Genomic DNA, 14,302 nt, shown 5'->3' on the forward strand with positions numbered 1-14,302 from the left:
TATTTTTTGTTACTTTTTTCAGTCGTTATTTGTGACGCAAGTTGATTGTTAACCGGACTGACCGGGTATAATCAGCGCCACAGGGTCCTGCTCTGAGCTGCATGCGGAACAGGACTATTAATCTTCATTATCGTGAACAGGGATACTTCCATGCAACTCCTTATGAGTCTGGTCGGGATGGCAGTGCTGATCTTTATCGCAGTACTGTTTTCCAGTGATCGCCGGGCAATCAAACTGCGGACTGTTATCGGTGCCTTTATTATTCAGGTGCTGATCGGCGCGCTGGTTCTTTATGTCCCGATGGGACGCAAAATCCTCCTTGCAATGTCTGACGGTGTCGCCAGCGTTATCGGCTACGGCCAGAAAGGGATGGACTTCATTTTCGGCGGCCTGGTCTCTGACAAAATGTTTGAGGTATTCGGTGGCGGTGGTTTCGTCTTTGCCCTGCGTGTTCTGCCGGTTATTGTGTTCTTCTCCTCGCTGATTGCTGTTCTGTATTACCTCGGTATTATGCAGTTTGTGATTAAAATTCTCGGCGGCGGCTTACAGAAACTGCTGGGCACATCCCGTACCGAATCCCTGTCCGCGACAGCCAACATCTTTGTGGGACAAACAGAAGCCCCGCTGGTGGTGCGTCCGTATATCTCCGGGATGACCAATTCCGAACTGTTCGCGGTAATGTGTGGTGGTCTGGCATCCGTGGCCGGTTCTGTTCTAGCAGGGTATGCGCAGATGGGCGTTCCGCTGGAGTACCTGATCGCAGCATCCTTTATGGCGGCACCGGGTGGTCTGCTGTTTGCGAAACTGATGGTACCTGAGACCGAGCACTTTGATGACCGTACCGAAGCCATGGCCGGTATGGCGGAAGAAGAGCGCCCTGCCAACATCATTGATGCGGCGGCAAGCGGTGCCTCTTCCGGTATGCAACTGGCGCTGAACGTAGGTGCAATGCTGCTGGCGTTTATCGCGCTGATCGCGTTAATCAACGGGATCTTAGGCGGTGTCGGCGGCTGGTTTGACTATCCGCAGCTGTCACTGGAACTGATCCTCGGCTGGCTCTTCTCACCAATTGCTTTCCTGATCGGTGTACCGTGGAATGAAGCGATGACTGCCGGTTCGTTTATCGGACAAAAAGTGGTGGTCAACGAATTTGTTGCCTTCATGAACTTCGGTGAATACATGAAGCCGGATGCACAGGTTATTGCTGCCGGTTTACAGCCGCTGTCTGATCACACCAAAGCGATTATCTCCTTTGCATTGTGCGGCTTTGCCAACCTGTCTTCAGTTGCGATCCTGCTGGGTGGTCTGGGCGGTATGGCGCCTAACCGCCGTAAAGACGTGGCACGTCTGGGTATGAAAGCGGTAATGGCCGGTACACTCTCCAACCTGATGAGTGCAACCATCGCCGGTTTCTTCCTGGCACTGTAACTGCTCCTCCCGCACAGGTGAACCCGGTTCACCTGTGCGTTTTACTGATTCGGTGTACTTGTCTTTCTGTCTCTCCCTGTCTATCTGTTTCCTGCGCTATACTATGCTGTGAATATGTGCTGTTATTTTGTGCATATCAGGCTGTTATTGTGATTTTTATCACATAACTGTATGTATTGATGTAAATGCCGTTATATAAACGTGATGAAAGGCACGTATTATAGTGCCAAGACATGCTCCAATAAGGCATGGATACCTTATAACGGATTCGGTGTTCTGTTTACAGTCACCTGTATTACAGCGCGGTGAGAAGGACCTCAGCGTTAACTCTTATCACAAGAGAGGCAACGTCTTCACGGAACCAAGTCCCGCTCGCCAACACATTTTGCATCGTTCAGATATTGCGTCTGCCCGCTCATGGCGCAGACATACGTTGGAGAGTTTTATGACCGATTTAACCGCCGCAGCGCAGCGCGCGTTGTCTTTAATGGATTTAACCACCCTGAATGATGATGATACTGACGCGAAAGTCACTGCGTTGTGTCATCAGGCGAAAAGCCCGGCAGGCCAGACTGCGGCTGTCTGTATTTATCCGCGTTTTATCCCGTTAGCCCGTAAAGTTCTGCGTGAGCAGGGTACACCGGAAGTGCGTATCGCAACTGTCACCAATTTCCCGCACGGTAATGATGATATTGAAATCGCGCTGGCGGAAACCAATGCCGCGATTGCTTACGGCGCAGATGATGTGGATGTGGTATTCCCGTACCGTGCTCTGATGGCCGGTAATACGCAGGTTGGTTTTGATATGGTAAAAGCCTGCAAAGAAGCCTGTGCCAAACACAATGTACTGCTGAAAGTGATCATCGAAAGCGGTGAGCTGAAAGATCCGGCATTAATTCGCCAGGCATCTGAAATCTCCATCAAAGCCGGTGCTGACTTTATTAAAACCTCCACCGGTAAAGTTCCGGTCAACGCCACGCCGGAAACCGCGGAAATCATGATGACAGTGATCCATGATATGGGTGTTGGTAAAACCGTTGGTTTCAAACCGGCCGGTGGTGTCCGCACTGCGGAAGAAGCCGCGCAGTATCTGGCGATGGCTGACCGCATCATGGGGGAAGGCTGGGCCGACTCCCGCCACTTCCGCTTTGGTGCATCCAGCCTGTTGGCCAGCCTGCTTAATACGCTGGGCTATGCAGACGCCAAATCTGACAGCAAGTATTAATCACGTTTACCGGGCTGCTTTTGCAGTCCGGTTTTTTGATTAACCCGGCACCTCAGGTACCGGGACGGACCCGGTATTTTTAAGGAGAACACCGTGTTTCTGGCTCAGGAAATTATCCGCAAAAAACGGGACGGACATCCGCTCTCTGATGAGGAAATTCGTTTCTTTATTAACGGGGTACGTGATAATTCAGTCTCTGAGGGACAAATTGCGGCGCTGGCGATGACTATTTATTTCCATGATATGAACCCGCAGGAGCGCGTCTCGCTGACACTGGCGATGCGGGACTCCGGCTCGGTTCTGGACTGGAAACACCTTAATTTACCGGGACCGGTTGTGGATAAACATTCCACCGGTGGTGTCGGGGATGTAACCTCTCTGATGCTCGGGCCGATGGTCGCTGCCTGCGGCGGCTATATCCCGATGATCTCCGGCCGCGGCCTGGGGCATACCGGCGGTACGCTCGACAAACTGGAAGCGATTCCCGGTTTTGACATTTTCCCGGATGATGAAACCTTCCGCCGCATCATCAAAGAGACCGGTGTGGCGATTATCGGCCAGACCAACTCTCTGGCACCGGCGGACAAGCGTTTCTATGCGACCCGCGATATTACGGCAACCGTAGATTCAATCCCGCTTATCACCGCCTCTATCCTCGGCAAAAAACTGGCTGAAGGCCTGGATGCGCTGGTGATGGATGTGAAAGTGGGCTCCGGGGCATTTATGCCGACATATGAATTATCAGAGCAGCTGGCGCAGGCGATCGTACAGGTTGCCAACGGCGCGGGCTGCCGGACGACCGCACTGCTGACTGACATGAATCAGGTGCTGGCCTCCAGTGCCGGTAATGCGGTGGAAGTACGTGAAGCGGTGCGTTTCCTGACCGGTGAGTACCGCAATCCGCGTCTGTATGACGTTACCATGGCACTGTGCAAAGAGATGCTGGTCTCCGGCGGACTGGCGGCTGACCGCACAGAGGCGGAAGAAAAACTGCAGCGTGTGCTGGATAATGGCAAAGCAGCGGAAATTTTCGGCCGGATGGTAGCCGCACAGAGCGGACCGGCTGATTTTATCGAACGCTATTCGCACTATCTGCCATCGGCAGTACTCAGCAAACCGGTCTATGCTGAAACTGAAGGCATTGTCACCGCGATGGATACCCGCGCACTGGGTATGGCAGTTGTCGCACTGGGCGGCGGACGCCGTAAAGCCAGCGATCCGATTGACTACAGCGTCGGGTTAAGTGATATTGCGCCGATCAACAGTATTGCGGACGGACAGATGCCGCTGGCGATGATCCATGCCAATAATGAAGATGCGTGGAATGAAGCGGCTCAGGCAGTACGTCAGGCCATCACACTGAGTGAACACCCGGTTACTGATACCCCGCTGATTTACCGCCGGATCAGCGAATAAGAACAATTTTGTTATTCACGCGGAGCCCTGCATCCTGACGTGATCTGACACAGGAGAGAAGTATGAAACGTACATTTATTATGGTGCTGGATTCATTCGGTATCGGCGCCGCACATGATGCCGCTGATTTCGGCGACACCGGTGCTGACACGTTAGGTCATATCGCACAGGCCTGTGCCCGCGGTGAAGCAGACAAAGGCCGTAAAGGGCCGCTGCATCTGCCGAATCTGTCCCGTCTGGGACTGGGTAAAGCCGCAGAAGAATCCACCGGGCATTTCCCGGAAGGTCTGGATAAAGATGCAGAGATCATCGGCGCATACGGCTACGCCGGGGAATTATCTTCCGGTAAAGATACCCCATCCGGTCACTGGGAAATTGCCGGTGTACCGGTTCTGTTTGACTGGGGTTATTTCAGCGATCATGAAAACAGCTTCCCGCAGGAATTACTGGATATTCTCGTAAAACGCGCCAATCTGCCGGGCTATCTCGGTAACTGCCACTCATCCGGCACCGTGATTCTGGATCAGCTCGGCGAAGAGCATATGAAAACCGGCAAACCGATTTTCTATACCTCTGCGGACTCCGTTTTCCAGATTGCCTGCCACGAAGAAACATACGGCCTGGAAAAACTGTATGAGCTGTGTGAAATTGCCCGTGAAGAACTGACCAAAGGCGGTTACAACATCGGCCGTGTGATTGCGCGTCCGTTTACCGGCGAAAAAGCCGGTTCATTTGAACGTACCGGCAACCGTCACGACTACGCGGTTGAGCCGCCGTCAGCCACCATGCTGCAAAAGCTGGTGGAGGAAAAGCAGGGGGAAGTGGTCTCTATCGGTAAAATCGCGGATATTTATGCCCATGTCGGTATCACCAAAAAAGTGAAAGCAACCGGGATTGATGCGCTGTTTGACGCATCGCTGGAAGAGATGAAACTGGCGGGCGATAACACTATCGTCTTTACCAACTTCGTTGATTTCGATTCCTCTTACGGCCACCGCCGTGATGTGGCCGGTTATGCCGCAGCGCTGGAGTTATTTGACCGCCGTCTGCCGGAAATGCTGAAGCTGGTGAAAGAGGATGATGTTCTGATCCTGACCGCCGATCACGGTTGTGATCCGACCTGGCCGGGCACTGATCATACCCGCGAGCATATTCCGGTATTGGTTTACGGACCGAACGTCAAGCCGGGCTCACTGGGTTACCGTGAAACATTTGCGGATATCGGACAGACAGTTGCGTCCTATTTTAATTTATCCCCGATGGATTACGGCAAAAACATGCTGTAATGTGTTTCTTTTTTCGGGCAGACAGTCAGTCTGCCCTTTCCCTTTGGATTGACTGAAAGGATTTTTTTATGGCTACCCCTCACATTAATGCTGAATGTGGTGATTTTGCTGATGTTGTTCTGATGCCCGGCGACCCGCTGCGTGCAAAATACATTGCAGAAAATTTTCTGGAAGATATTAAACAGGTTAACAATGTGCGTGGCATGCTGGGTTTTACCGGAACCTATAAAGGCCGCCGTATTTCCGTGATGGGCCACGGTATGGGTATCCCGTCCTGCTCCATTTATGCCAAAGAGCTGATCACCGAATTTGATGTGAAAACCATTATCCGTGTCGGCTCCTGCGGGGCTATCAGCCGTGATGTCAAACTGCGTGATGTGGTTATCGGGATGGGGGCGAGTACGGATTCCAAAGTGAACCGTCTGCGTTTCAAAGATAACGATTTCGCGGCTATCGCGGATTTCGGCCTGGTACGCAATGCTGTTGAAGCTGCTGAAACTGCCGGTATTCCGGCGCGTGTCGGTAATATCTTCTCTGCCGATTTATTCTATACGCCGGACCCGCAAATGTTTGACGTGATGGAAAAATACGGCATCCTGGGCGTGGAAATGGAAGCTGCCGGTATTTATGGCGTAGCGGCGGAATTCGGAGCGAAAGCGCTGACTATCTGTACTGTTTCTGACCATATCCGTACCGGTGAAAACTTACCGGCAGAGGAACGTCAGACTACTTTTAATGAAATGATCACTATTGCACTGGAATCTGTTTTACTGGGCGATAAGAAGTAATTTATTTCAGTCATTATAAAAACCGCTGCCGGTATTATTCTCCGGCAGCGGTTTTTTTATTATTTACTGTTATCAGGTCCGGTATGAATTTCTGAAACACCATTTCCTATCGCAATTTTAAAACTAAAATCACAGGTTTTATTGAGAACTTTGGCATAGGCTATGAATATAATTAACGTCAATAATACTACCATAAAGGATAAGCTGATTATTCTTGCGGCGGATATTATAAAATTAAAAATAATTATGGGTAATTCTGGTATTTTTATCATATTAAAAGAACACATAAGTAAGTTAATAAGAAAGTAAAATAAGGTGCCTGATTAACCGCTACCTGCAACAGAGAGAAACGGGGGGATTTCTCCCCCCTCAGCATCATTTATCACTACAGGACAATGTTGCGTCAACCAGCATATCTCCGCCTTTCAATGAAAAATCGGATACCCGATGATTATTGAGTAACGAATTTACAACATCAGAAATTGTAAGAGCGATTATTAATACCACTGCAACTATGGCTAATGTTGTTATTGATCTTTCGGTCATTTCTCTTGACTCCTTTAATTTAAGGAGGCAAAATCCCTATTGTCTGGTAGGGATTCGGCCCCGGTTTATGTTGAAAAACGTAATCGGGGCTTTCTTCTATCAGGAACAGGGAATATATAGCCTGATCCGGACAGAATCAGGCACCCGCAGAAAATATAACAACTGTATTTCTCTTTATCTCTAACCCGTTCGGGGGATAATACGGAGATATATCACAAAATATTAGTCTCACTATCCGTTAATACAATGATTATTATTTTTGTCAGTTAGCGGAAATAATAAAGCCGCTATTAAGCGGCTTTATATTATTATGGCGGAGTGAGCATAAATAATTTTTCATTCTCACCGCTGTAACGGGATAATGCGCGGTTAATATCTTCTGCGGTAATCTGATTGATTAACGCCTCTTCCGTTATTATGCGGGTAAATTCATTATCATCCCCGGCAATCTGAGCCAGTGATTCTGTCCAGAATGCAGCACTCTGATAAACCTGCTGTTTTTCCAGTAACCAGTTGGCTTTGGCTTCTTTCAGCGCATTTTCACTGATACCTTCTGCTTTCAGTTTTTTCAGCACATTCCGGCTGAGAGCCGTCATTTCTGCGGCGCGCTGAGGATCGGTGGTGAAATTCAGCCGGGCGCTGTAGTACGGTGCCGGCAGTTTTGCCAGCATAGAGGAGAAACTCAGGGCATAAATACCGCCGGCCTGTTCACGCAGTGCGGTGCGCAGCTGTTTACTGATGATGCTGTCAGCCAGTTGCAGGGTCAGGCTCTCTTTATGTGACCACCGTGCTGGTGCGGCATACTGAATACTTACCATGGTCTTGTCAGAACTGGCGATCGGGTAAGTCCGGCTGAAAGACGTCATTTTCGGCGCAATGGCCGGGTCCCGCCATTGCAGGTGCTGCCCGGAAGCGGGCAGGGTGGCAATCCATTTCTCAACAGCCTGTTTTATCTGTTTCTTATCTGCCGCACCACTGATCACTAACGTCATGTCCTGTACCGGGCTGAGCAGAAGCCGGTGGTTGCTCTGTAACTGTGCGGCCGTAAACTGACGCCAGCCACCGTTTTCACTGATCACCAGACGATCGCCGTTAGTATGGCTTTCGCGGTTGATGGCATCCAGGAAACGGCGCTCCACCGGGGTACTGCTCAGGCTTTCCAGCGTCAGTTGCTGATTGCGGAGGAGTTTCTCACCGCTGAACTGCGGCTGTGTGATCTTCAGATGCAGCAGTTTCAGCAGCGTATCCAGCTCTTCCGGCGGTGCCTCACCACGGAAGCCGTGATTCAGCAGTTCACTGTACGGCCGCAGTGTGAGGCTGTGCTGCTTACTGAATAATGTCAGCTCACGGGCACTCAGTTCGCCATAACCGCTGCTTTCCGGCAGTTTCAGTGCCCAGTCGGTCAGTCCTTCCTGTCCGGCGGGTTCCAGTGAACGGCCGCCCGGGATGCGCAGGTTGATCTGAATATTGTCTTTCAGATTTTTATCCTGATGCACAATCACCCGCAGACCATTGGATAACTGCCACGACTCCGTGGACGGCAGCGACAGTGATTGTTCCTGCACGATGGTACCGGTGGCAGCCGGGGCGACATTCAGCGCCACCTGCCGTACGGTCAGGGAGAACGGTCCCGGGGCTGATTGGCGGATTTGCTGCCAGCGGTCAGTAAAGGCTTTTTCCGTAAAACGTGTCTGTTCGCTGTCCGGCCCGAGCAGCGCCAGACGCGGTGATGCCTGATTCAGGAATCCGGACACATGCGTTTTCAGCGTATCCGGCGTAACCGGTTTGAGTAATTCCCAGGCAGTAGTGAGCTGCTGACGTTTGTCCTGAACCGGCATCCGGTATTCCAGCGCAGTGGTGATGGTATCCGCGAGATAATCATGGCCGTAGCGGGATTCCCCGGCGGCCTGCTGACTGAGTTTTGCCAGCAGACTCTGTCGTGCATCATCCAGCTCTGCCTGTGTGACCGGCTGTGTCGCCAGGCGCTGAATCTCTGTCCACAACAGGGTGATGCTGCCGAGATAATCGCCGCCCTGCGGATGCACTATCATCAGTTGCTGAAGACGACGGCTGTCCAGCATAGCTCCCTGCGGGTTGATACTGGCGGCAGGCAGCTGTCCGTTATCCACCAGTGCAGTCAGGCGCTGATTGAGAATTGTCACCCAGAGATTATCCAGCAGGTCGTCATACTGTCCGTCACGGGTGTTGAGCGGGGCACGGATATCTCTCTGAAGCGCGAACTGCATAATGCGCTGTCCCTGCTCCTTATCAAAGACCGGCTTTACCAGCAGACCCGGCTGAGGGGCAAAACGCTGACGGGCCGGATCATCCTGTGCGGCGTCTTTTTTGGCAGGCTGATTAAAATACGCTTCCGCCAGATTACTGACATCGTGGCGGTTAAACTGCCCGATAACCACCAGGCTCATACGCTGCGGCTGATACCAGGTCTGATAGTAGTCTTTTGCCGTGCTGACCGGCGCGTGGCGGATCACATCCAATAACCCGATCGGGTCACGTTCCGCATAGAGACTGCCTGCATAGCGCAGCTGCTCAAGGGCATTATTGATACGGAAGCCGATACCCTGGCGCAGCCGCCATTCCTCAATAATGACAGAGCGTTCTTTATCAAAGGCATCCGGGTCAAAGGTCATGCCCTGTGCCCAGTCGGCGAGAACCTGTAAACCGGTCCGGATTTGTTCCGGCGTGGCCTGCGGCAGTGACAGTTTATAGACAGTTGAATTGAGGCTGGTGGCGGCATTGACATGGCTGCCGAGGTTCAGCCCCTGTTTTTCCAGCTGTTTAAAGCTCTGTGTATCCGGAAAATGGGTGGTGCCTTTAAAGGCCATGTGCTCGGTAAAATGTGCGAGGCCGCGCTGTTCCTCAGTTTCCTGCAATGAGCCGCTTTCCACCAGCAGCCGCAGTTCCGCGCCGGGCTGCGGGCGTGACAGCAGATACACATTCATACCGTTTGCCAGGCGGATGTGCTGTAAATCACTGCGCTGCGGCAGCGGACGATTATCTGTGCCCGTGGTGCCGGCTGCGGTACAGCCGGTGAGGATCAGCACCGCACCGGCAAAGGTCAGTTTATAATGCATATCGGACTCCTGATGTGCAGGTGGCGGCAGGGGCGGACAGCGCGATCACACGGTCAGCCTCCTGCTGAAGAAAACGCTGGTGACTGACCAGCAGAAGTGTGCTGCCGGGCAGACGGCTGCGGAGCAGGCGGATCATGCGGACAGCATTGTCATCATCCAGTGCCGAGGTAATTTCATCGAGCAGCATCAGTTTCGGCTGACTGAGCAGCAGACGGGCTATCAGCAGGCGCTGCTGTTCGCCGCCGGACAGACGCTGACGCCAGTCGGCATCGGTATCCAGCTGTGGTGCGAGTACGGCAAGCCCGGTGGCACCGAGGACATCACGGTAATCGTCCGTCGTGAACTGTGATGCGGCATGCGGATACGCCAGCAGGGATTTCAGTGTCCCTGACGGCAGATAGAGTGATTGCGGAACCCACATCACATCCTGTTCGCGGCTGATATTGCCGCGGTAGTAAGGCCAGTGGCCGCTGAGTGCGCGCAGCAGGGTGGATTTACCCAGCCCGGAGCGGCCGCTGATAATGGCAAATTCCCCGGCACGCAGGGAAAGAGAGACATTTTCCAGCAGCGGGCGGTTATCCGGCAGCAAAATATCGGCGGAAACGTCCAGGCGTACTGCGGACTGACGGGTTTCAGTGACATCAGACACCGCATCATTTTCCAGAAGGCGGACAAAATGGTACAGACGGGTTACCGTTGCCTGCCAGGCGGCAATTTCTTTATAGGCAAAAATAAACCAGCCGAGAGAGGTGGCAACACTGGTAAATGCCTGACGCAGCTGCATTAATCCGCCCAGCATCAGTTCACCGGCGAGGAATTTCGGCAGTGCAAACAGAATGGGCGCAAGTGCCGTAACCTGCTGATAACCCACGGTATAAAATGCCAGATTCCGCTCACAGCGGATCAGCTGATTCCAGTTGGCCGCCACGCGGGCAAAACGGGTCAGCAACTGCTGTTTATCCTGCGACTCTCCCCGCTGTCCGGCGATGGCGTCACCATGCTGTCTGCGGGTGATCAGCGCCGCACGGTAATCCGCCTCGCGCTGCTGTTTTTCCATATTCAGTTTACGCAGCGGCCCGCCGATAAGCTGTGTCAGCGCGATACCGACAAGGGTGTAAGCGATACAGGCCCAGAACATATAGCCGTTGATCCGCCAGTCTGTCCCGGCAACAGAGAGCAGAATACTGCCGGAGAGCTGCCAGAGAATGGCGGCAAAAGAAATCAGGGTCAGCAGCGAGTGCAGGAACGTGATCAGCAGGCTGAGGGTGGATTCCACCAGCAGGCGGACATCCTCGGCAATCCGCTGATCCGGGTTATCCGGTTCCTGTGCGGTCAGGCGCAGCAGATAATGGCGGCTTTGCGGCGACAGCCAGCGGCTGAGGATCTGTTCTGTCATCCCCTCCCGCCAGCGGATAGCCAGTTTCTGCCGGAACCAGGTGCCGAGCACCACCACCAGAATCAGTCCGCTGACCAGCACGACAAAGAATTTGATCAGCTGATACAGCGCCGCACCGTCCAGCTTCTGTAATGCATTATAAAAATCCCCGTTCCACTGGTTCATGCGGATATTGAACCAGACGGAAGAGAGTGTCAGCCCGAGAGACAACAACAGTAAGAACCAGCAAAACAGGGCGGCACGCCGCCCCCAGAACGGCTTCACCAGCCAGATAAATTGTTTTATTGTTTTCATTGATTATTCATAACGTTAAGAGACATTGCTCACATGCTCAGATTAAAAATCGTAATTCAGCTGTAACCAGAACTGACGGCCCGGATCATAGGCAATCACCTTGTTACCGGCATAGATAAAGGTATCCGCGACATTTTTGTTATTCAGAACGTTATTCACTTCCAGTGAAACGGATGCGCCGTAAGCAAACTCCGGTTTCCAGTTCACGCGGGTGTCCCAGGTGAATTTGGATGCAAAATGCTCTTTCTGATAAACACGTAATTCACCGTACTGCGGATCACGGACCACTTCATTGTCATGACGGACAGCCTGATTACGGGCTCCCCACCATTGCAGGCGGTTGTACCAGGAGATGTTGTAGTTATCCCAGTCACTGGTCAGCTCGACATTCAGTTTCAGCGGTGAGTTAAAGTTGCTGGCAGGCAGATCACTGACATCGATCACTTTGCCGCCGTACATTACTTTGTCGGAGTTAATGGCACTGCCCGGCTCAAAGAAGGCATAGCCCTGGTCAGACGGGAAGTTGGTTTTGGTATCCTGCCAGACGATTGAGGAGGTAAAGACATGGCTTGCCTGTCCCCATTCCCACGGCTGACTGTTGCTGACGGCCAGGGTGACGGAGTCATGTTTGCTGCGTCCGGCATTATCAAAGGTACGGATTTTGCCTTTATCGGAGTATTTATCCGACCCGGTCAGGTTGTTATATTTGGTGCGGCTGCGCACTTCATCATAACCTTCACGGTGAACATAGGTCAGACGCCAGGTGGTGCTGAGGATTTCCTGTTGCAGACCAAGGGAAATCTCATCGTTATACGGGGTTTTCAGTGAATCCAGACCTTCATAATCATTGGTTTTATCCCAGGTCGGTTCCATTCCCATAAAGCCGCACATATAACATTTTTCCAGCCCGGCATTCTGCGCGCCGTACAGGGCGTAAGTCAGCATAGAGCGGCCGTAATAGCGGTTGGCACCGGCAATCAGTAATGTCTCTTTATTACCGAACAGGTCATAAGTGGCGGCCAGACGCGGGGCGATATTGGTTTGCCGGACAAAGTCATCACGGTCAACACGGACACCCGGACGCAGTGTCAGCCGGCCGATTTCAATATTGTCATCGGCAAACAGGGAGTAGTTGTTATAACTGACCGAGGCGGTTCCCGGCAGGAAGCGGTGCACATTGACAACCGGGTCCTCAATCCCCCATTCCGCGTAGCTGACATAGTCTTCGCTGGTGTGGTAATGCGACTTATCGCGGATATAGCGGCCTTTGGTATGGGTGGATTCCATCCCGAGTGTCGGGCGGTGTGTGATCCCGAAGCCCTCTGACGGCAGGAAACGGGCGACGGCTTTGGTGGTGACATTGTCCTGCTCTGTCCGCAGATCACCCAATCCGCCCATTTTGGTGTTAACGATCGTTTTGCCGTCCGGTAACTTATCCTTCATTTCATAGAAATTCTGTTCGTCATTCACACGGTTATCTTTCAGTTTCTGATAACCCAGAGTGAATTCCAGATCGGCCAGGCTGGTCTGGTGTTTCAGTACACCGGTCACACCTAAGCCTTTATGGTTATTGTCATAACCGGAGTTGGCAATATTGGAGGCAAACAAACGCGCCTTGTAATCGGAGTAATTCAGGGAAATATCGGCGGTGGTCACCGGCGAAAGATCCATCGCATACTTCACAAACAGGTTGTCCGAGGTACGTTTCTGGTTACGTTTGCGCTTATCAAACTCATATCCGACGAGCTCTTCACCCTCCATCACCGCCATCAGTACCGATGTATTGGCAGGAATCGTGGAGGTGCGGCGGGAGGCCGATACGGTCAGGCCGCTGTTTTCGGTTACACCGACTTCAAACCAGCCGCCGAAATCGTGTTTGTTATATTCATTCTGGAAACGGGCCGGATGACTGATATCATTTTTTGATGAATCAATCGGCTGTGAAGAATCCTCAAACAGATGATTCCAGGAGGAGCGGGTGGTGCGGTAATACATATGACCGCTGTTTTCGCCGTTCCAGCGGCGGCTGGTGACATCCACGCTGCCGCCGGTAAAGCCGCCGAATTCCACCGGAATGTTGTTATCGTAAACGGTCACGCTGTCGATCAGGCGGCTGTCGATGTACATTCCCTGATCGCCGCTGTCCAGTCGCGTGGAGGTTTCACCCAGCGTATCTTTTGCCGGGTCGAAATCGTTGTTAAAACTGATGCCGTCGAGTTTATAGGCGTTCTGGAAACTGGAGGCGCCGTGAATGGAAATCCGTGACGGTTTGATTTCGCCCTGGTTGAGCGACGAACTGTCATTACCGGCAAACTGTACGGCAGGGTTGGTGCGAAGCAGCTCCGTGACGTTACCGTCACCGGTATTGCGCTGGCGGATCTCCTCCGCGGTAATATACTGCGGGGCAGACATGACATCGGTGGCCGGATGGTAAGCCAGTTCGCCCTGAACCCGCGTTTCCGGGATGAAAATCGTTTCCGCTTCGGTGGTCAGCGGGCGGATAACATAACTGCTGCCCTGCTGCACCAGTGTCAGGCCGGAGCCTGCCAGCAGTGTCTGAATGGCGGTCTGTGCTGAATAGCTGCCGTGAAGTGCTGGTGCACGCAGTGCGCCGAGTTGTCCGGCATCATACAGTAACTGGATTTGTCCCTGTTGCGCGATAGTATTCAGTGAACGGCTCAGTGCCTGTTCCGGCAGATCAAGAGTGAGATCTGCCGCTCCTGCCGGTGCCGCTGTCAGTCCGAGCGCCAGCACAATGGCAGAACTGACCGCCCTGATGCTGAATGGTGATGGTGTTATTGTCATTTTTATCATTTCCGGAAGTGTCG

At 52.5% G+C, this 14,302-nt stretch carries 8 protein-coding genes; 5 read left to right on the forward strand and 3 right to left on the reverse strand.

All coding sequences use genetic code 11. The features are described 5' to 3' along the window. Positions 1-162 precede the first annotated feature (162 nt). From R5268_RS11960 to deoD, 5 genes are all read left to right on the forward strand, one after another. Entirely contained in the window at positions 163-1,428 is a 1,266-nt protein-coding gene (locus R5268_RS11960) for a NupC/NupG family nucleoside CNT transporter (RefSeq protein WP_181257668.1), read from the forward strand. Positions 1,429-1,873: 445 nt separating this feature from the next. Continuing rightward, positions 1,874-2,653: a deoxyribose-phosphate aldolase gene (gene deoC / locus R5268_RS11965; protein ID WP_317419455.1), complete on the forward strand. Its 780-nt coding sequence runs from the start codon at positions 1,874-1,876 to the stop codon at positions 2,651-2,653. Between the two features lie 93 nt (positions 2,654-2,746). Continuing rightward, positions 2,747-4,069 (forward strand): thymidine phosphorylase, encoded by a 1,323-nt coding sequence (gene deoA, locus R5268_RS11970; RefSeq protein ID WP_317419454.1) that lies wholly within the window; start codon positions 2,747-2,749, stop codon positions 4,067-4,069. Between the two features lie 62 nt (positions 4,070-4,131). Beyond that, a complete protein-coding gene (gene deoB, locus R5268_RS11975) occupies positions 4,132-5,355 on the forward strand; it encodes a phosphopentomutase (RefSeq protein ID WP_218454972.1) in 1,224 nt (407 codons plus the stop codon). Positions 5,356-5,423: 68 nt separating this feature from the next. Beyond that, the gene (gene deoD, locus R5268_RS11980; protein WP_186749597.1) at positions 5,424-6,143 is read left to right on the forward strand and encodes a purine-nucleoside phosphorylase; all 720 of its coding nucleotides are present in this window, start codon (positions 5,424-5,426) and stop codon (positions 6,141-6,143) included. Positions 6,144-6,997: 854 nt separating this feature from the next. Here deoD and R5268_RS11985 read toward each other — a convergent pair. Genes R5268_RS11985 through R5268_RS11995 form a run of 3 tightly spaced genes read right to left on the reverse strand, consistent with a single transcriptional unit; the run spans position 6,998 to position 14,279 of the window. After that, positions 6,998-9,784, reverse strand: coding sequence for an insulinase family protein (locus R5268_RS11985; protein ID WP_317419453.1), 2,787 nt, complete (start codon positions 9,782-9,784; stop codon positions 6,998-7,000). Beyond that, on the reverse strand, positions 9,774-11,474 hold the full coding sequence (locus tag R5268_RS11990; protein ID WP_218454974.1) for an ABC transporter ATP-binding protein/permease: 1,701 nt from the start codon (positions 11,472-11,474) through the stop codon (positions 9,774-9,776). Before R5268_RS11990 ends, R5268_RS11985 begins: the two co-directional genes overlap by 11 nt. Before the next feature lie 42 nt (positions 11,475-11,516). Then, positions 11,517-14,279 carry a secretin and TonB N-terminal domain-containing protein gene (locus R5268_RS11995; protein WP_317419452.1) on the reverse strand — a complete coding sequence of 921 codons (2,763 nt, stop codon included), beginning with the start codon at positions 14,277-14,279 and terminating at the stop codon, positions 11,517-11,519. Positions 14,280-14,302 lie beyond the last annotated feature (23 nt).

Source organism: Morganella sp. BCCO 40_0007 (assembly GCF_032989665.1).
Classification (GTDB): domain Bacteria; phylum Pseudomonadota; class Gammaproteobacteria; order Enterobacterales; family Enterobacteriaceae; genus Morganella; species Morganella sibonii.